Origin of the sequence: Marinimicrobium alkaliphilum (genome assembly GCF_003259155.1) — a bacterium.
Lineage (GTDB): Bacteria > Pseudomonadota > Gammaproteobacteria > Pseudomonadales > Cellvibrionaceae > Marinimicrobium_A > Marinimicrobium_A alkaliphilum.
Window position 1 is genome coordinate 416429 of record NZ_QGMQ01000003.1, and the last position, 17429, is coordinate 433857.

The following is a 17429-nucleotide window of genomic DNA, read 5'->3' on the forward strand; positions in this document are numbered from 1 at the left end:
GGTCAGAGTCGATTGAATCAATTGACTCTGACCCTTTTTTTACTCTACTGATCGGTGCCCCGAACTTTGCGCTCCAGCGCCATAAGTTCATCGCCAAGTCGCATGTTCGCGGCTGAGCCGTTTACGGCTGCTTCAGCACCTTCTTTTACAGCATCCATCAGTTTGATTACGCCCTCCAACTCTCTGGTCTGCTCTCGAATGGAGTCGGATATTTCGGCGGCAGATTGTCTGCCCTGAGCCACCGACTGCTTCAGTGCCCGGTCCATAGCACCAAGCTTCTGTTCACCTTCGGCGGCAATGTGCTCCAGGGAACTGGAGAACTTTCCGGATTCCTGACACAACTCTGACTCGATCCTGCTTAGCTCACTCACCAGGGCTTCAATATCTCGGGCCTTTGCGCTGGCTTTCTGTGCAAGGTTCTTGACCTCGTCCGCTACGACCGCGAAACCACGCCCCATCTCTCCCGCACGAGCCGCCTCAATGGCTGCATTGAGCGCCAAAAGATTAGTCTGGTCCGAAATGTCAGCGATGGTTTTGGTGATTTGATTGATCTGCATGAACTCCTCGCTGAAGCTTTCCATTTCGCCGACCAGCGTCTTCGACCATTGAGCCGCTTTCACCACCTCAGCCAACAACGCCTGAACGTGCGCCTGTAGGGCCACAACATTATTGTTTAGTTGATCAATCTCCGCGCTGGTCGCATTGGAGCTCTTCTGGATATGCCCGCCATGTTCCGATACCCGGTTGATGGCCTCTGCGGCCACCTGAATGTTCTTCAGGCGTTCCTGGGAGGCCTGGTTTACCCTGGTGGCGGTATCGCCGACCCGGCGCCCCAAAACAACCACTTCATCAGCGACACCGGCTTGGCGGGCAGATTTTGCCTGCGCCTCCCGTTCTTGTGCCACCGCCAACTCCAGAGCAGCCGCGTGCCGCTCCGTTGAGATACTCCACTGACCCCAGAGGAAGACGGTGAAAGGCACTAAATAGGTCAGGCCAATTTTGCGCAGATCGAGGGGAATATCGGTAAAAAAGCCCTCCCACTGATTGATCAAAACCAGTACAGAGCCGACAACAAGTGCCACCACAACAGCTTTCCCGAGATTCAGCTTCATAGCTCTCTCTGTCCGGTGAAGGATCGAAGTAGGTAAATCATCCCGTGGGACATCGGCCAGCATGGCGAAAACTTGAACGACATGGTGGCGGAACCAACGATACCCCTCACAGGCTCCCGTGATGGCATTGTTGCCCACCGCCCTTGTCAGCCTTGATGCTCTATACCCTTTTGCCGCTTTAAGTCAGCGGCGGCCGCCGTATAGCCCCCATCATCCGCATCAATAAAGTGAAAGTGCTTGCCCTCCGAAAGCCCCTCCACAAAGCAGGTCATCAGCGTCCGGTCGCCCTCAAAAATCCCGTACCATAATTCCCCAGCCCGATGCCGCTGGCCGAGAAACTGTCGAATCCGGGCGACCTGATCCGGCGAGCAATCCAATGTCACCCTCAGGGTATTATCGAACTTGCAGAAATCCGTGTGCTGCGGCAGCGCCTTCCGGTACAGCGTGGCATCAAAGCCCATCGGCAGGCCCTTACCGAAGGCCAGCACAGCGACAAAGACTTCAAGCACACGGCCAAAAAATGCACCGCTAAAGCTGTGCTTATGGTAACGCCGCTCATCCCGGCAACTTTCGCGCACCGTCTTGTAGGCCAATCCTTCATCGTTGACCGGATTGTGGGATGGGAGGCCGTCCGGCATGATGGTGTGCAGTTCAGCCAATAGCCGGCCATAGGCGGCTGGGGAATCATCCACCAACTGAACCAACAGGGATATCACCCGGCCGCGCACGCCCGGAATCGCCTTCCAGCGACAGGAAAGGCCGTTAAGGTCCACCGGCGCTGCCTCAGCACCAAAGGTCTGCGCCGAAAAGCGCGCCGGATCGTCCTTGACCCAATCTTCGGCCGCGCTCACCCCGCTACCGGCGAACACAGCCTGGGGCCAGCCTCCGGTCTCCTGGTACTTGGCCACCTCTACGCGGTGCCCGGCATCGTTCAAGACTGCGACTGACACTAACCCGACACGCAGATCCAGACCAAAGTTTTCCCGGGCGAGCGACTGCAAGCCGAGTAGGAGCGAGGACAGCTCTTCAACTACAGACGACGGGACCAGCAGGGTCGCACCATCACCCCCGAATACGAAGGGGAAGTCTCTCCCCGCCATTACCTTACGCGCCACCACAATAGAAGCCGCCCCCAGTGTGTTCACATCCCGGTAACGGCCATCGGCAATGGCTTCGGTCGAGTTCAGAATATCCGTAATAAAGATGTACCAATCCTGTGGAGCGGCGCGATAGTGATCAGGATTGGCGATGCCCTCAAAATCCCGAAAGGCCGTCATTGCTTCAAAGAAGTTCTTATGCTGCTGGCGCTCTTCGGTATCGGTCATCGTTGCTCTCTTCCTCGGGCCTAGGTGCTTAGTGTCTACAGGGTAGTACACATGCACTATATCGGTGGCCTTACTCGTCTACCAAGATCTATAGATAGCAACAATGGCGCGGTCATCCGCGTATCCAGTGATCCAGTGAAGCTTTGCCCGGCCCGTGAGCCATAAGGTAAAGCAGCGTCGCCGCCCATACACCGTGTGTGGGCCAGGCGCCCGGATAGACGAAAATCTGGATGGTAAGCGTCATCACCAGTAGCACCAGCGCCGAGAAACGCGTGGCCAAACCGAGTTCAATGGCGTCTGGTCACACTGTAACGCAACAACACCGCACCCGATTTGAACGAATCGGCGCTTAGAAGTGCGAGATTTACTCTCTCCTTTAGATCGCTAAACACCCGGGGTCCCTCTACACCAATGATTGGCTGAGCGACGATATGAATTTCATTGACCAACCCTTCGGCCAGTAGGCTGGAGGCCAGGCTGGGGCTTCCAAAAATCACTGCGGTTCCTTTAAATTTCTCCAGCTCTTTCCGTATCGCCTCAAGCCCGGGGCCCTGCATGTGGTTGGTGCCACTCCAGGTCAAATCAATTTCTCTGCTCGAAACAATAAGCTTTGGAATACTATTTAAAGCGTTTGCCAAAGCTACCGTATTTTCAGGTAAATCACCTCTATCCACTGCGCCGGGCCAGAAATCCATAAACAGATCAAAGGTTTTTCTGCCTAGAATCAACGCGTCAGCCGACAGCATCAGGTCAATCGCATATTGGTGATGGGAATCATCAATAACGCTATCCATAGGGTGACATAGACCGCTCGCGGTAACGTTTATCGAGTGGATCACATGAGCCATTAGCTTTCTCCGCTTACAGATAGGATCTCCTGATTCTGCGTGACCCCTGATGTCAGCCAGAGGGTAGTCCACCCACTAGTCGATCAACGCAACCGGGTTTCGACACCAGATAGACGGACATCTTGAGCGTCGGCAGTGACCCAGCATTTACAGTGTGCAATCATACACTTATACTTATTTTTATATTTAAGTATTTAATGAGGCGCCGAAATCGTAACCCACTGTTATAAAAGGATTAAATGTGCATATTCTGCCCAAATCACCAGGTTATAAAGACGCTATCAAAGCCCTGACAGAGGCGTCTGGTACAGGTGCGCTTGGCGAGATCCTCGCCACCGGGGTAGTCGACGATAAGGGTCGGTACAGCCACTGGGACAAAATTCGCTTTAAGCAGCATCCGAGTCTCACGCCCCATCAGTGGTGGGCGGGGTTGACCCATGCCCGGCGAACCAGGGCCAAATATCTGTCCATTAAGGGTGTGGATGGTAAGCCCCTGTGGTGGTGTGAGCCAGACCTGGTGGCAGAGAAACTGCACTGGCTGGATGTCAATGCGGCTGGGGCACAGCAACTGTCAGCATTGATCTCTGAGAAGGAAACCAGAGGCACTTACTTGGTCAGGTCACTGGTTGAGGAGGCCATCTCGTCGAGCCAGCTTGAGGGCGCCAGCACCACGAGGCTTGAGGCCAAAGAGATGCTGCGGGTCAATCGGACGCCCATCAGTAAAGATGAAACCATGATCCTGAATAACTATCGGGCCATGGAATTTATTCGCACCCATCGTGACACACCGCTCACTCCCGATACAATTTTGGAGCTTCAGCGAATACTGACTGAAGGAACTTTGGACGATTCCGCACATGCGGGTAAGCTCAGGCAAGCGGACGACAATGTGAACGTCGTCGATACAGAGACTGGCGATATATTGCATTGCCCGCCCCCGGCTCACGAGCTTCCCGAGCGGCTCGCCTACTTGTGCAACCTCGCCAATGGCGACACACCGGAGTTTTTTGTTCATCCTTTGATTCGGGCGATACTGGTGCACTTTGTGCTGGCTTATGACCACCCGTTTGTGGACGGCAATGGCCGGACCGCAAGGGCATTGTTTTATTGGGTGGCTGTGAGGCAGGGGTATAGGCTATTGGAGTACACCACGATATCGAAAGTGATTAAGCAGGCACCCAAACAATATGGCCAAGCTTTTTTGCAGGTAGAAACCGATGAAAACGACATGACGTATTTTGTCATTCATCAGTTAGAGGTCGTCATTCAGGCGATCAGTGCGCTACACGACTACCTTGAGCAGCAGCAAGAAAAAATTCAACAGGTTCGGAAAGAGATCGCCCGCAGCCCTCGCCTGCAAAAAGCCCTTAATGCCAGACAGCTTTCCTTGCTGCGCCATGCGATTAAAAATCCGCGGCATGCCTACCGCATTGAAGATCACCAGCGCTCCCATGGCATTACCTATGATACTGCCCGGCGCGATTTGATTGCTTTAGTAACGCTAGGGCTACTTGAAAAAGCGACCCAGGGGCGAAGCTATATATTCCCGGTTCCTAAAGACTTGCAGGCCAGGCTCGCGCGAGAAAAGTAAAGACTTCTTTGACACTTTTGTCAGCGGGTCAAATCGGGGCTTCAATGGAGTCAGAGTCGATTGAACTCGCTATTCTGACAGCGTCATAATCCAATGATCATTCAATTCCGGGCCGCCGCCGCGATTGCCGCTACCGGCGACGATGTGTAGCTCGCCGTTATAGAGCGTGGCCTGGGTGCCGTGGCGACCAACGGGCAGAGGCGGCAGGCTGAGCCATTGTTGGGTGGCCGGGTCGTAGGCCTCGACCTCTCGGTGGGATGCCTCCTGATTGCCGCTCTCGCCGCCCAGCACCACCAGCATACCGTTAAAGGCGACGGTTCCCGTACCCGCCCGCTCGGTGGGCAAGGGCTGGTCCAGCGTGTGCCAGCGCTGATTGGCAATATCGTAGACATCCACAGGCCCGACCGTGAGGGTCATCACCTCGCCGGTATCGTGGGACGACTGGCGCCCGCCGGCTGCGTACAGGTAGCCGTCGATCACCGCCGCGTGAAAGTGATCCCGCGCGTGGGGCGCGTCCGGCAACGGGGTCCATTGCCCGGTCTCCGGATCAAACACGTCCAGCCAGGCGACGTAACCACTCATATGGCCGCGGGTGTTGCCGCCCACCAGATAGATCAGCCCCTCGTGCAGCACCACACCACTACCGCCACGCTGGCGATCGACGGGAATTTCGGGCCCTTCTGACCAGGCATCGGTGGCCGGATCGTAAATCAGAACATGGCTGAGCGGCGGCTCCTCAGGAAAGCCGCCGGTCATGGCGCCGAGCACATAGAGCTTGTCGTCATAGGCAATGGCCTGCATATGGTGAATCTCGAACGGCGGCTCCGCGCCCTGGCTCCAGGTGCCGGCGGCCGGATCGTAGATATCCAGTGGCCGATCACCCCGACCACCCAGCAAATACAGGCGGTCGCCCACGGCGACAAAACCGTTCTCGTGTCGCTCGGTGGGTGGCGAGCTGGGCGTATGCGCCTGCCACTGCACACCCGCTACACTGCCCGCCGGGTCAGTGGTTTGCGCACTACAGGCGGCGAGGGTGCTCAGGGCGATGCCTACGGCGGCGGATGATCTGAGAACAGACATGGTTTTGGCTCCTGAAAGTGTATTTTTTACCCAACGAGCGGAGGGACGCCAAAGTATAGCGTACTCACAGGCTTCTTAAATCCGGGGGATCGTGCTGTCAGCGGCGGCCTTTCGGCCCAGGCGCTTTTTGACCCAGGGTTTCAGCAGAGCAACCAACAGCGCCAGGCCGACAATGACGGTAATCTCCAAGCCTATCAGAATGCCGGCGGCGTAAAACAACACCGGTAACGCCAACACCTCAAGATATTCCACCCACGTACGGGGCAGCAGCGCCAGAAACAGCAGCCACAGCGGCGCAACAAACCAGAGCCCGAAAGCGCGCAACTGTGCGTGCGCCTGCTGCTCAAGCTCGGCCTCCGACACTCCCTCTCCCGACACCTGCGCCAGCTTCTGCATCAGGGTGTCCATCTCTTCATCGGTCAATGAGCCCTTGTCCATCAGCGCCTGAATCTCGCTGTTGAGTTCCTGATCCTCTCCGTCAAGATAAGACGTGGTTTCGATCACTATGTCGTCACTGAGCAAATAGGGAATCTGAAAGGTGGCGCTGGCCATAATAATCGCTGCCACCAAAACCAATAACTGTCGTTTGAATAACGTCATACACCGCCCGATACGCTGTTATCTACCCCGGATTCACAGATGAAGTGTGATTGTTTTTCACTTAAGAGGGGTAAGCTGCGGCATCAGTCTGCTTTCGCTGTGGGTATCTGTCAACATGATGTGCTCGCCAGGCGTCACCGGATATCGCGAGCGTGCAGCGTGATCCGTCATATCAGCGGGGGCCCTGATCCGTTTCGTTCGGATGAACCGCGCGAAACCCCACACTGATGCGGTTCCAGACGTTGATAGCACCGATCAACAAGGTCAGATCGACAAACTCCTTCTCGTTGAAGTGCGCAATGCCCTGCTCGTAATCCGGCGCGGGAGCACCAGTGTCAGCCACTCTCGTTAACGCCTCTGTCCAGGCCAGCGCTGCCCGTTCCCGTGGTGTGTAAAGCGTGGACTCGCGCCATGCAGACAACAGATAGAGCCTCGCCTCGCTCTCACCGGCGGCGCGGGCATCACTGGTGTGCATATGCAGGCAATAGGCACAGCCATTGATCTGGGAAGCCCGCGTTTTCACCAGCTCGATCAGGCTGTACTCCAGTCCGCAATGGCGAACGTAGTCCTCAAGCCGGGTCATCGCCGCGATGGCCTCCGGGGATGCTTTGTACGCGTTCAGGCGTGTTTCCATAGTTTCTATTCCTCTGTATGAGCGGGGTCTTCCCACGGGGTGTTTTCAAAGGTAGGCGAAATAGCTTCGCGGTTTGTGACACGGTATCGCTACGTCATCGAATGGAAGCCGATCGAGTTACCTTCCGTATCCGTTATAAGCGCAGCAAAGCCGTAGCCGCCCCCAATGGCCATCTTCTACTGGTAACTATTAATTGTGGGTTTTATACCCTAGTCGAATGAGTACTGGCGAAATCGACACCGGTCGGATTTTCAATGGGGTTTCAAAGGGGGTCAGAGTAAAAGAGAAGGCCAGCCAGAGTTTTCTGGCCGATATTGAGGCGCATGGCACAATCCAGGGGCGGCAAGAGGTGACAGTTGAGTCGATCATAACTGGCCGGGGGGCTGAGTTATAGGGGTTGGTGCTTTGAGGAAGGTGCTTTCACGGTGTTTTCACAACTGGAGGTGTCCACTGATTGTGGGTAACTCGGCACGCGAACACCGCACTCTGCGGCAACTTCGGAGCGCAGCGGAGGATTCGTCCGGCAGCAGTGCATCCGTTAAGCATTCTTGCTGTCGTCCTCAACTGCAATATCGAAGTGGAACACATCCTCGAGGGTGCCCAGCTTTGAATACAACTCTATGGCTGGCTGATCCTCTACGCCTTTGTCGGCTTGAACGTAAATTACATACGCACCGCGTGCAGCGCCAACAGCCTTTAGCTCCTGGATAAGGGCCGTGGCAACGCCCTTTCTGCGAAAAGTCGAAATTACCGCGAGGTCATAGATATATATCTCGCTTCTTTCCTGTTCAAACTTCTTCAGCTCATACGCAGCGATAGCACCTACGACTTTTTCTCCATCAACGGCAGCAAGCGCAATAAAGTTAGTTGTGCCAAGCAATGCTTGAAGGTAGCTTGACGACGGCTTGTTGCTGGAGTAACTCACTTCGTCATCAAATACCTGACCGAACATCGCATTTATAGATTGCAACAATGCGACATCATTCTCATTTAGATGGATAATTTTGACTGACACTCGTCCTCTCCTGATACTTAACGATTTCAGCACGCGCGGCTTTGCAGTGGAGGTGGAGGCGCAGCCTCGACGAAAAGGCCGTCGTTGCGCCTACGCTTGTTAAGAGACGATCTGCTTGCACATGACATCGACCGTCACTCCCTTATATTCGCATCGCTCCAGGTGGCGCCATCCGAGCTTCTCATATAGTCTCGAAGCGAGCTCGGTGTAAAGGTACCAGGGATCAGCATTCGAGCAAGCGGCCTCAGCTTCGCACCGAGCGATCAATTGGGTTGTTGTTCCTTTGTTGCATGTGTAAGTATGACGATACTGGGACAGCCATCTCTACTTTATTCGGAAGAGGGGCCAGAATCGCCCTTTTCCATTTTTTTCTTACCATGATTTATATTCATAAGATAAACAGACGCTGCTAGCGCTAAAACGGATAAAGCGAGATATATTGCATCCAATGGAGTGGAAAACTGGATATCTACTACTGCTCTGAAAAACTCGATTATCACTGCCAGAATCACTACCCTTACAATCTTATCCTTCAACTCATCAAATGTTTGAATATTAAAAGGATGAGCGACACCGCGATCTTCGGATTCATCAATTGGCGATATGAATAGTCTGTATGCTCCTGTACCAAATATAAGCAAAACTACCGCCACCAAATAGATGTCAACGGCTAGAATTATATCGGCGATGATAGACTCATGAATATCCTGATCGCTTCGCCCGACATAGTACTCAAATGTCATTTTCGCCAACTTAAAAATATCCAGGGTGCCAACTATAAAGAGCACCAAGGAACCTAGCAAGCTAGAAACAACAGCAATTAAAACCAGAAATCGTGAGTTCCATAGTATTTTCTCGAAAAACAATTCGACCTTCTTCATCGATAGAACCCTTATAAATTTGGCAATAGACACTCGAGAAAATGTTTCAAAAGTAGATATCCGCCATCTACAAATGGCGCGGATAAAATCTCAAATCACTTGTGCATAACGCCTCGGCTTGGGGGCGGACTTGTAGCCGCACAGCGGCGGAAAGGCCGTCCCAGCCCCGAAGGGGCGACAACAGCCGATTGTTATATTTTTGTGCTCATTAGTTTGTTGCTACCTGAAAATCCGAATTTTTCATATAAGCCATGAGCGTCATCCGTGGCTAGGAACTGAAATTTAGAGGACCAACGCGAATCGTTGACTATAATCCCGAACATCCATTTCCCTATCCCCTTGGAGCGATGATCCGGGTGGATTATTAAATCAGCTATATAGGCAACCGAAGCGAAATCGGTTACTACTCGTGCAAACCCTACTTGAGTGCCACTGTAAATGAGTGAAAAGCAAATGCTATTCTCTATGGACATTCTAATGGCTTCTAGGCTTCTTTCGCTGGCCCAATAAGATGATCTTAGCAGTGACACCACTACATCAAGTTGAATCTCTTCCCGGTCATCACTTATTCGGTAGTTTTCATTGTCGTAGCACATAGCATCCCTAAAATATAACAATATTATTAGACGGAAAGTTTCCGTCTTTCAGATTTGCCAATCTTTATACCATGCGCCACAAGCCCCGTCATTTCTGACTTAGAACGTATCAATCTAAAAACCGTGGGACAAAATACGGAAATCGCAAGACTGTCAAGGTTCGTAAGCACTTACATCCTACCTAGGCTCCATCTGCGAAAGATGCCTCGCCACCGCCGACCAAGCCCAGCAGGCCTGCGAACAAAGCCAGTTTTAGACTGTTGATCCAGCCTAGGTCGCGCACGCGGACCTCGCTTTGGTAGAGGTCGGCAGGTGGGCGACCGGAGAGCAGAGCCCCAAAGTCCTCCCCATTACGGGTTAGGAGACCGTGGAACCCCTACTAACCAACGCCCGCCACCGTGAGCTGCGAGCACCAGGAGTCCGCCCATGATCGCCAGGTTTTTCATGAACATCATCATTTCGAGTTCCTGCTCCGCAGGGGGCATCGCCCAAAAATTATGAAACACCAGGGTCACAGGTACAAGCCACGCAATCAGCACCAGTGCGGCGGCGCGCGTCCATGCGCCCAGCATCAACAGTGCACCGGCACCAACCTCAATCACGATGGTGGCGATCAATAGGAGATCCACGAGCGGCAAGCCCTTATCCATCATTGATTCGGCGGTCACCGCATAGCCCCCGATTTTGCCCAGCCCGGACCCCAGAAAAATGAAGCCCAGCAAACACCGCCCCACCAACGAACTGAGTGCGTCAAACACCATCCTGCGGACCTCCACTCCCAGCCCGGCGAAACAGTACTTGTGTGAGGCACAGCGCCGCCGCTAGCGAGAGCAGGGTGCGCAGCGGGCTCAGAGCGACCCAATGACCAGCATCAGGCAAAGGAGCCTCGGGCGCCGCCGCCTCGAATTCCAGCGCTACCGGTATAAAGTAGAACGCCGACCACGCCCTCACCACCAGGTAGAACACCACGGCCAGCAGCAACAGGTTTCTTACTGAGCGGTCACGCCAGCACAGCCAGAGTGACAACGCCAACAGCAACGTCATGAGAGCATGCAACGGAATCCAGAACACCTTGCGATTGATCCCACCCAGTTCGGGCTGCACCAGGGCCAGATTTCCCGGCCACGCCGTATCAATGATCAGGCTCTCATAAATCCCGCCGCCGACCATCACCACCATGACAAACCAGCCGGCCAACAGCACCGCCTGTGTCACCTGGGGGATACCCACCCCCGTTTTATGTTGCGCTTTATTCACGATTTCCTCCCCATCGTCAGAGACATAAATTGAACCCGCTCGCGGGCCCATAGTGGAACTGCTACAATAATGAGCAATACTTCACAGCCAAAGTATCTTAGCAACTAAGATACTTAATAGTTAAGCATCTTTGCGCTTATGTCAAGAGAGAAAAGTACCCAGCGCCAACATCTGCTGGCAGAAGCAGACGGCGCCTTGCGTAAAATGAGCGCCCAAAGCACCCTGTTTGGCCACGCGATTGCCAACTCACTGGGCATTCGGCCAACCGATCTTGAGTGTCTGGACCTGATTCAGCTGCACGGCAGCGTGACCGCCAGCCAGCTCGCTAAAGCCACCGGGCTCACCAGCGGCGCCGTCACCGGACTCGTGGACCGCCTCGAGCAGGCGGGGTACGTCCTGCGCAAACCCGACGCCAACGACCGGCGCCGAACCAACATTGAGCTTCACCCCTCCACTTTCGAACGGGTCTACCCGCTATACGCCTCGCTTCACGAACGTATGCAGAGCATCTGGGCAGACTTTGACGATGAGCAGGTTCAAACCATCCTGGACTTTGCAACCCGGAGTCATGAGACAGTGGCAGAGGAAACGGCTCGGCTGAGGAAAGGAACGAAGAAGGGGAAATAGGTAGGGGTGTTATTCGCTGCGGCAATAACCGGACGATCGAGATAGCGCCTTGCAATACTTATGAGCATCCTGTCTTTTAACGCTCACCGCAACGAACTTTCTGTGCACGGTTAATGACTTACCGAGACTCTGACGCTTTCTTTAAAGCATCCAGCCAAACATCAAGAGACTCATTCAGCTTCCTTGCCATGATTCCTTTCAGCAGCTTCACCAGCCAGCCGTCCATGGATTCATTTGTTCGCACCATTGTGTGACCGTTTTTCAGCGCCACAAACTCCCACGTATGTATGGCCGACGCGCCGAAGCCCCTACCGCTCCAACCAAGGAATCTGTTTTCGGCAACCTCTCTGATTGTGGAGGTCAGTTTAAATCCGCCAGACTTCCAAACGAAGGTCGATTCAGGCGCAAGAGGTCACATCATCTTCGCATCAGAGATTTCAGGCTGCCAATCCGGCCACGAATTGATATCGGCCTGTATTTTCCAGACAGTCTCTACCGGAGCCTTGATTTCGATGTCCTTTCTGGACTTAAGCACAGCGTCTTCGTTTATGTTCACGATATTCCCCACTCTCTAACTCGGCCAGAACCAACAAGTTGTCGACCGGCCAGGCCTACCTCTAGAATTGAACCATTAAGTCTTTTGTAGCCCTTTTCAAGCAGATAACGAGATCAAAAGCCTCTTTGACATCAACGTCTGCGATTGAACTTTGGGAGCGGATGCTGCTTGGGGATACCCCCGCCAAGGGAATGACCTGCATGACATCTGCCTCATCAGGCACTAAATCCTCAACACTACCAACGCCTACCGGAGCCGCCTTTTCGTCAGCCACAGAAAACCCAACAGGACTTTCGGTGTCGGGAAAGTGCATTTCCGGTACTGTATCGCCAAGATGAGTCAGCGCGATTGCTCGGTAACCTGGAACGCTAGCCAAGTGCTGGCCTGCCGGGATACCCGCGAGTTCCCCCGAAAAGACGACGGGCAATTTTTGTATGTGATTATTGTGTGCCAGGAAAATCAGTTTTGATTGTGAATGATGCTTCAAGTAGCCCTTCACCGATTCGGCCATGAAGTGATCACGAGCCGACGTCTCAGCCTCGATCGCATGTCCAGAAAAAAGTGCGCTCATTCCGAACAGAGCCTCCAAAGTATACTGCAAGGCCACTAGATCCGAATATACCCGATCCAGCCGACCCTTAGGGAAACGACGCTCAAGCTCAGGAGCAAGCGCTTCATGCCGAAGCCGAAAACGAGAGACTATTGAAAATGCTCTATCACGTTCAGGAGCCTTCAGGCTGGACCAGCTCATCGCTGAAAGGACTGCTGACTCGCCACAAACGCCAGACAGAATAGTCCTTAGCTCCTCCAGTTGGTCTGATAACGAGGGATCCAAATGGTAAAGTTCTGCATACAGAAACTCATACTCATTCACTGGGGAAAAGGTGTTCGGAATGTCCGCTCCAACGATTCTCACCTTCCGTCCTGATTCACCCAAATAAGCCTTTAGCCATATCAAGAATGACCCATAAATACCCGTGGTGAGCGGACCCGAAAACTTCGAGATATCATCTTCCGGATCCGGACTGTCAAGCCAGCAATTGAGCTTTTCAGCCTGGTGATGACTACACTCAAGGGCGATAGCGTCAAACTCATGGCAATCGATCAGGTGACGAACAAGGGAAGTTCGAGCCGAATTAAATTCGGCCACGAAGTGAGCGCTCTCACCTATACCAACGAGGCTTGAATCCTTGACGATGTCCGACACTACATCAATCCAGCCTAAGCCGTCTGGAGGTACGTCGGCGCTCGGCATTCTAGTTGCTTGCTCAATTTTCGTTTCGTGATTATTCATACATCTCCATGAAAAAGAAGAGCAGATACGATACCACCCGCACCTGCTCCTACGGCAAGACCGATTCCAAGACCCATGGTCAAATTCTCCAGATAGATACCGACACCAGCTCCCAAAGTGAGGCCGATACCCGGGCTTATCATGAGTATTGCAAACGCCAATGTCTGTTTCTGTTCCGGTGACTTCTTACGCATTGCGACGCGTCTCCCGTCTCTTTTTAATTCATGCCAGTAGCCCAACGACGAAGCTCAGCAGGGCTGCCACGCAGCGTCGGCGCTGGTAACGTCTAGCCCGCTACCGAGCCTGAGAGTCATTTTGACTTTAATTTGAACTCGAACAGTCGAGGGGCCTCGAGGCAGAATTTAGCAAGGGTGAGCCATGAATACAACTGCCAGCACTAGAGCAAGAAATACCGATCGGCCCGTCGGCACTGATGCCAGCAAAGCCATGCCCAATATCGCGATATCTGAAATCGATCTTTACCTCCACAGGCACTACCTGCGGGAGTGATTAGAAAGCTAGTCCATCGCCACGATGGCATTAAGCTGTCTTCTAAGCACGATGTGAGAACTTAATCAATTTCCCTTCAGAACACGATTACGCCAATAGAAAATAAGCGGAAAGCACAGATCCTCCTGCTTATTCTACTGGGCGCAATCAGACAGTATTCAAGCTATTATTTATTCTTTTGAATGCTGTAAACACTTCCTACCCTAAAAAACGGGAAAGCTTTTTACCACGAACTAAACACTTATGAGTGGAGAGGGGTCGAGACAGCGATTACACCCGTTTAACCTTCATGACTCGCGTACCTGGTTACAGTTCAAGCACCATTTTGGACGCAACATTCAGGAAAATTTCAGATATTGCAGTTAGAAATACTTGACGTTAACGCCCGCAGCATGTGCGGCTGCGGAATGGAGGCGAAGCCGCAATGGAGTGACCGTCGCCATGCCTAAGATTGTTCGCTCTGACAATGTTACCGTCCGAACGCTGAAAGTCGATCAATGAATTTCATAACAAGCATCCCACAAGAGGCGCTATACACCTGTTGAAGGAGGAATCCCAAGTCTTCGTGGAAGACCAACAATTCAGAGTGGTCAACTTCGTGAAGTGCCCGAAGGCTCGGCAAGACATTCTCGCTCTCCAAGGATAAGTCCCATTCATGCGCTGCCGCATTCCGTATTCGCCTTATATGATGGCACCTCTCGGCGTCTTCTTGATCGATTAGTCCTTCGCGAAGGGCGCGCTTAATCCGAGCATCAAGAGTGCGCGGCGGCCTTCCTCTGACCTCTCCGGTAGCTGAAGCACGAAAGGCCTCGGCCTCCAGCATTTCATCTAGAACGTTATCTAGTAAAGAGCCCCAAACGATCACGACGCTACGAAAAGAACTACGGCTGTTCTCTCGATTGGCTTCAAGAAGAAACTTCTCTAGGCGATGGTATATCGCAGAAGGCTCGGGTTGTGACGGGGGTTGTTGCGAAAGCTTGGGCTCCATCGGTGCGATTTCGCCAAACTCACCGGCAACACACCTGACGAAAATCTCCCGCCCATGAGACTCCGAGTCGTAGGAGCTAGCAGTAAACGGCACCTCTTGGTGAAGAGTGTTAGTTCGTACCAAGCAGTTAATGGCGGTGTGGTTTTCGTCCGCCCATTGTGGGTTCCGAACCGACAGTACCTTCGTCTTGATCATTAGAGTCTCTGCGTATCCCGCATTGAATGCGCTAAAATGGTGCAAATTCAGAAGGCGGAGCCGTAACGAAAAAGTTGTCGCCGTGATTGGCATTGTTATACAAACTATTTGAATATAGAAAGGTGTGCTTTTAAAGCATTATGGACGAAAATATTCATATCAAACAATATCTCGTCGTCTCCACGAAATGAAAATCGTATTCTGTCACGATTATCATTAATATTTCCAATGACCCCTATTCTGAATAGGTCTTTGACAACACTTTTAAGATCGTTAGCATTCATAAGTTCTGCGGTTTCTTTGTGGTCATTCGAAACCTCAACGGCTCTATCCATAAGTTCACTTAAAGAGATTATTTGTTTAAACCCATAAAAGATATATTTTATGCCGTCTATATCTGAAGGCCGGTACTTGGCTTTCAGTTCCTCAGTAATCTCAACCCAAGACGCAGTAGAGTATGCCTTTCGAATAGCCTCAATACCTTGCAGCGCAAACGTTTCTTCATTCGGATACTGGTCTTGAACTGAAATCAAAAGGCGAACCACATCTCTAGGTCGATACCATGAATTGTGAAGTATATAGATTTGAGGCCTTTTGCCATGAATCGAGGAGGGGAAATAATCTTTCCAAAGTCTGGCCTCAGAAAGTCGTTCCAAGCCACTCTCTTCTCGGGCATTATTTATTCTCTTCTCAAGAATATGCAGTATTGGCTGCTGCACTGCATCTAGGCCAGGTCTATTCCATAAAACAGTAGATCCAAAATCTGCTATTGGTTTGTTAATTTCTTTTCCAAGCGACTCAACAGAGTTTAAAACTTCCGAACGAATAGCGGCATATACACAAAAATTAAATCCATTCCGCTTGGATACCGCGTTGACCTTTTCAACAGAGACTATCAAATCTCTAATCAGTCTCGAGTCTCGCTGATATTGCTTACTGGATTGGTAGCTAAGTTCTAGTTCATCAAAAAATATACTCACTGTCCCAGCGCCCGGGTCCAATTTTTCAAAAGCGTCATCTGCTTTACGAACAAGATCGTTGAAATTAACCTTTGCTCTTCCATCCTCATCCCAGTCAAATTCCAATCCAAGCTTTGGCGACTTGCTTATTTCGATAGTTCCTTTTCGAATCTTAGGTATTAAACGTGAGAACCCCTTGTCTTGTTGCTGACCAATGCTTTCGGAGTTCACTAACTCAACAAACTTGAAATAATGGCTGTTTTTTTGAAATGGGTTCTCTTCCATATTTTCAATTGAAGATGCAATTTTTCTGTATATAAACCATCTCCAGACCGTTTCAAAATCGTTACCTTGGAACTCATTTGAGTTATCTTCTGCCAATTGAATGCGCGCGGCTTTTGTGAAGTCTTTTCGTAAATCCTCATCAACTTCCGATTTAAATAGTACGAAGGAAGAATATGAGCTTGATTTTTCGTCTAGCTTAATTGATATATATCTTAAAAGAGCGGTCTTCCCAGTGCCTTTTAGACCTACAACATAGTACTTATTTCTATTATAGTAGCTTTCGATATTCAATGCCGGAGGCGTAACAAACGACGACTCAAATCTACGAATTTCTTCAGGGGAGCTACTTAGAAGTTCGTTTTTTGCATCTGTGGATCCCAAGTGAATATCTTTCAGCTTAAGCAATGTAATTCTCCAATTTATTCATTGAAAACTTCTTATAAACGCCCGGCACACGTGCCGATTTGTAGCCGCAGAGCGGCGGAGAAGCGGTCACCGTGCTGCCGCTTGTTAAGCATTTATGGCTGCGTTACTGTAGGCGAAAAATATTTCGTCATCGGCAACTTTGCCCAATCATACCGGTTCTCGATGTAGCCAATCCCAAAGAGTGTAACCACCAATAAAACCGAAGCCAAAACTCTGAAGAAAAACAACCTGAATTTATTCGACCAATCGTGCCTGGCATCCAGCTTAAGCTCTTTTTCTTTTAGAGACACTTTTCGAGATTCTTCTGAGTTCAAGTCTTCGAAAGCACTGTAAAAACGTAGAAACTTAACTAGGGAGTTCTCAAGATCATCTTTTAGATCGAAAAATTCCTCTGGCTCCGAAGCATCAAGGGCTTTTTGTTTTAGGTCTTCCAGTGCAGAAAGGTCAAGCTCTTCCAGCTCACGCTCGAAATCTTCTCGAACTTCCGCTCTGCTCCGCTTATCAGGAACAGATATAGATGGTGGCTCATAATTAGCCATCCCCCGACAGACCTTGTAAATTTTGCATAATACTTGAAGGGTCAAATCGTCCAGCCATATCAACATTCCTTTCTATTGCTTAACGACCTGCTCACGCGCCGGCTTGGAGCT

Annotated in this window: 21 protein-coding genes; 2 read left to right on the forward strand and 19 right to left on the reverse strand. The window is 51.5% G+C overall.

The window, feature by feature from the left end:
• Positions 1-44: 44 nt before the first annotated feature.
• From DKW72_RS16505 to DKW72_RS07345, 4 genes are all read right to left on the reverse strand, one after another.
• Positions 45-1112 carry a methyl-accepting chemotaxis protein gene (locus tag DKW72_RS16505; RefSeq protein WP_198411258.1) on the reverse strand — a complete coding sequence of 356 codons (1068 nt, stop codon included), beginning with the start codon at positions 1110-1112 and terminating at the stop codon, positions 45-47.
• Between the two features lie 146 nt (positions 1113-1258).
• Positions 1259-2437, reverse strand: a complete 1179-nt coding sequence (locus DKW72_RS07335; protein ID WP_111641675.1) for a DUF3095 family protein — start codon at positions 2435-2437, stop codon at positions 1259-1261.
• A 112-nt stretch (positions 2438-2549) separates the two neighbouring features.
• Positions 2550-2717 (reverse strand): hypothetical protein, encoded by a 168-nt coding sequence (locus DKW72_RS07340; RefSeq protein WP_198411259.1) that lies wholly within the window; start codon positions 2715-2717, stop codon positions 2550-2552.
• A gap of 7 nt (positions 2718-2724) precedes the next feature.
• A complete protein-coding gene (locus tag DKW72_RS07345) occupies positions 2725-3285 on the reverse strand; it encodes a dihydrofolate reductase family protein (protein WP_111641676.1) in 561 nt (186 codons plus the stop codon).
• Positions 3286-3526: 241 nt separating this feature from the next.
• Between DKW72_RS07345 and DKW72_RS07350 the strand changes: the two genes are divergently transcribed.
• Positions 3527-4876, forward strand: coding sequence for a Fic family protein (locus DKW72_RS07350; RefSeq protein WP_198411260.1), 1350 nt, complete (start codon positions 3527-3529; stop codon positions 4874-4876).
• Between the two features lie 69 nt (positions 4877-4945).
• Here the strand turns inward: DKW72_RS07350 and DKW72_RS07355 are convergent, their stop codons facing one another.
• The 8 genes from DKW72_RS07355 to DKW72_RS07390 form a co-directional block, all read right to left on the reverse strand.
• Entirely contained in the window at positions 4946-5956 is a 1011-nt protein-coding gene (locus DKW72_RS07355; protein ID WP_111641677.1) for a Kelch repeat-containing protein, read from the reverse strand.
• 75 nt (positions 5957-6031) lie between these two features.
• Positions 6032-6556 (reverse strand): hypothetical protein, encoded by a 525-nt coding sequence (locus DKW72_RS07360; protein WP_111641678.1) that lies wholly within the window; start codon positions 6554-6556, stop codon positions 6032-6034.
• Positions 6557-6728: 172 nt separating this feature from the next.
• Entirely contained in the window at positions 6729-7190 is a 462-nt protein-coding gene (locus DKW72_RS07365; RefSeq protein WP_111641679.1) for a carboxymuconolactone decarboxylase family protein, read from the reverse strand.
• Between the two features lie 538 nt (positions 7191-7728).
• The gene (locus DKW72_RS07370; RefSeq protein WP_111641680.1) at positions 7729-8205 is read right to left on the reverse strand and encodes an AAC(3)-I family aminoglycoside N-acetyltransferase; all 477 of its coding nucleotides are present in this window, start codon (positions 8203-8205) and stop codon (positions 7729-7731) included.
• A 329-nt stretch (positions 8206-8534) separates the two neighbouring features.
• Positions 8535-9086, reverse strand: a complete 552-nt coding sequence (locus tag DKW72_RS07375) for a YqhA family protein (RefSeq protein ID WP_111641681.1) — start codon at positions 9084-9086, stop codon at positions 8535-8537.
• Between the two features lie 191 nt (positions 9087-9277).
• Positions 9278-9682, reverse strand: coding sequence for a GNAT family N-acetyltransferase (locus DKW72_RS16755; RefSeq protein WP_111641682.1), 405 nt, complete (start codon positions 9680-9682; stop codon positions 9278-9280).
• A gap of 350 nt (positions 9683-10032) precedes the next feature.
• Positions 10033-10443: a DoxX family protein gene (locus DKW72_RS07385; RefSeq protein ID WP_111641683.1), complete on the reverse strand. Its 411-nt coding sequence runs from the start codon at positions 10441-10443 to the stop codon at positions 10033-10035.
• Positions 10433-10939, reverse strand: coding sequence for a hypothetical protein (locus DKW72_RS07390; protein WP_111641684.1), 507 nt, complete (start codon positions 10937-10939; stop codon positions 10433-10435). Before DKW72_RS07390 ends, DKW72_RS07385 begins: the two co-directional genes overlap by 11 nt.
• 138 nt (positions 10940-11077) lie before the next feature.
• On the opposite strand from DKW72_RS07390, the gene DKW72_RS07395 reads away from it, so the two are divergent.
• On the forward strand, positions 11078-11566 hold the full coding sequence (locus DKW72_RS07395; RefSeq protein WP_111641685.1) for a MarR family winged helix-turn-helix transcriptional regulator: 489 nt from the start codon (positions 11078-11080) through the stop codon (positions 11564-11566).
• Between the two features lie 118 nt (positions 11567-11684).
• Here DKW72_RS07395 and DKW72_RS16370 read toward each other — a convergent pair whose 3' ends face one another.
• The 7 genes from DKW72_RS16370 to DKW72_RS07425 all read right to left on the reverse strand — a co-directional run bounded on the left by DKW72_RS16370 (position 11685) and on the right by DKW72_RS07425 (position 17384).
• Entirely contained in the window at positions 11685-11837 is a 153-nt protein-coding gene (locus DKW72_RS16370) for an SRPBCC family protein (RefSeq protein ID WP_157960426.1), read from the reverse strand.
• Between the two features lie 141 nt (positions 11838-11978).
• On the reverse strand, positions 11979-12134 hold the full coding sequence (locus DKW72_RS16760; RefSeq protein ID WP_111641686.1) for an SRPBCC family protein: 156 nt from the start codon (positions 12132-12134) through the stop codon (positions 11979-11981).
• Between the two features lie 49 nt (positions 12135-12183).
• Entirely contained in the window at positions 12184-13416 is a 1233-nt protein-coding gene (locus DKW72_RS07405; RefSeq protein WP_111641687.1) for an erythromycin esterase family protein, read from the reverse strand.
• A complete protein-coding gene (locus DKW72_RS07410) occupies positions 13413-13610 on the reverse strand; it encodes a hypothetical protein (RefSeq protein WP_111641688.1) in 198 nt (65 codons plus the stop codon). Before DKW72_RS07410 ends, DKW72_RS07405 begins: the two co-directional genes overlap by 4 nt.
• A gap of 785 nt (positions 13611-14395) precedes the next feature.
• Complete coding sequence (locus DKW72_RS16765) at positions 14396-15202, reverse strand: DUF4145 domain-containing protein (RefSeq protein WP_111641689.1); 807 nt, start codon at positions 15200-15202, stop codon at positions 14396-14398.
• 11 nt (positions 15203-15213) lie between these two features.
• Positions 15214-16758: a P-loop ATPase, Sll1717 family gene (locus tag DKW72_RS16510; protein WP_198411261.1), complete on the reverse strand. Its 1545-nt coding sequence runs from the start codon at positions 16756-16758 to the stop codon at positions 15214-15216.
• 113 nt (positions 16759-16871) lie between these two features.
• A complete protein-coding gene (locus DKW72_RS07425; RefSeq protein WP_111641690.1) occupies positions 16872-17384 on the reverse strand; it encodes a hypothetical protein in 513 nt (170 codons plus the stop codon).
• Positions 17385-17429 lie beyond the last annotated feature (45 nt).

Excerpts from the sequence above, each read along its gene's own strand:
- DKW72_RS07345 (WP_111641676.1), bottom strand. The coding sequence starts at position 3,285 with ATGGCTCATGTGATCCACTCGATAAACGTTACCGCGAGCGGTCTATGT.
- DKW72_RS07365 (WP_111641679.1), bottom strand. The coding sequence starts at position 7,190 with ATGGAAACACGCCTGAACGCGTACAAAGCATCCCCGGAGGCCATCGCG.
- DKW72_RS16505 (WP_198411258.1), bottom strand. The coding sequence starts at position 1,112 with ATGAAGCTGAATCTCGGGAAAGCTGTTGTGGTGGCACTTGTTGTCGGC.
- DKW72_RS07360 (WP_111641678.1), bottom strand. The coding sequence starts at position 6,556 with ATGACGTTATTCAAACGACAGTTATTGGTTTTGGTGGCAGCGATTATT.
- DKW72_RS16765 (WP_111641689.1), bottom strand. The coding sequence starts at position 15,202 with ATGCCAATCACGGCGACAACTTTTTCGTTACGGCTCCGCCTTCTGAAT.
- DKW72_RS07375 (WP_111641681.1), bottom strand. The coding sequence starts at position 9,086 with ATGAAGAAGGTCGAATTGTTTTTCGAGAAAATACTATGGAACTCACGA.
- DKW72_RS07385 (WP_111641683.1), bottom strand. The coding sequence starts at position 10,443 with ATGGTGTTTGACGCACTCAGTTCGTTGGTGGGGCGGTGTTTGCTGGGC.
- DKW72_RS07405 (WP_111641687.1), bottom strand. The coding sequence starts at position 13,416 with ATGAATAATCACGAAACGAAAATTGAGCAAGCAACTAGAATGCCGAGC.
- DKW72_RS07395 (WP_111641685.1), top strand. The coding sequence starts at position 11,078 with ATGTCAAGAGAGAAAAGTACCCAGCGCCAACATCTGCTGGCAGAAGCA.
- DKW72_RS07335 (WP_111641675.1), bottom strand. The coding sequence starts at position 2,437 with ATGACCGATACCGAAGAGCGCCAGCAGCATAAGAACTTCTTTGAAGCA.
- DKW72_RS16755 (WP_111641682.1), bottom strand. The coding sequence starts at position 9,682 with ATGTGCTACGACAATGAAAACTACCGAATAAGTGATGACCGGGAAGAG.
- DKW72_RS07425 (WP_111641690.1), bottom strand. The coding sequence starts at position 17,384 with ATGTTGATATGGCTGGACGATTTGACCCTTCAAGTATTATGCAAAATT.
- DKW72_RS07355 (WP_111641677.1), bottom strand. The coding sequence starts at position 5,956 with ATGTCTGTTCTCAGATCATCCGCCGCCGTAGGCATCGCCCTGAGCACC.
- DKW72_RS07410 (WP_111641688.1), bottom strand. The coding sequence starts at position 13,610 with ATGCGTAAGAAGTCACCGGAACAGAAACAGACATTGGCGTTTGCAATA.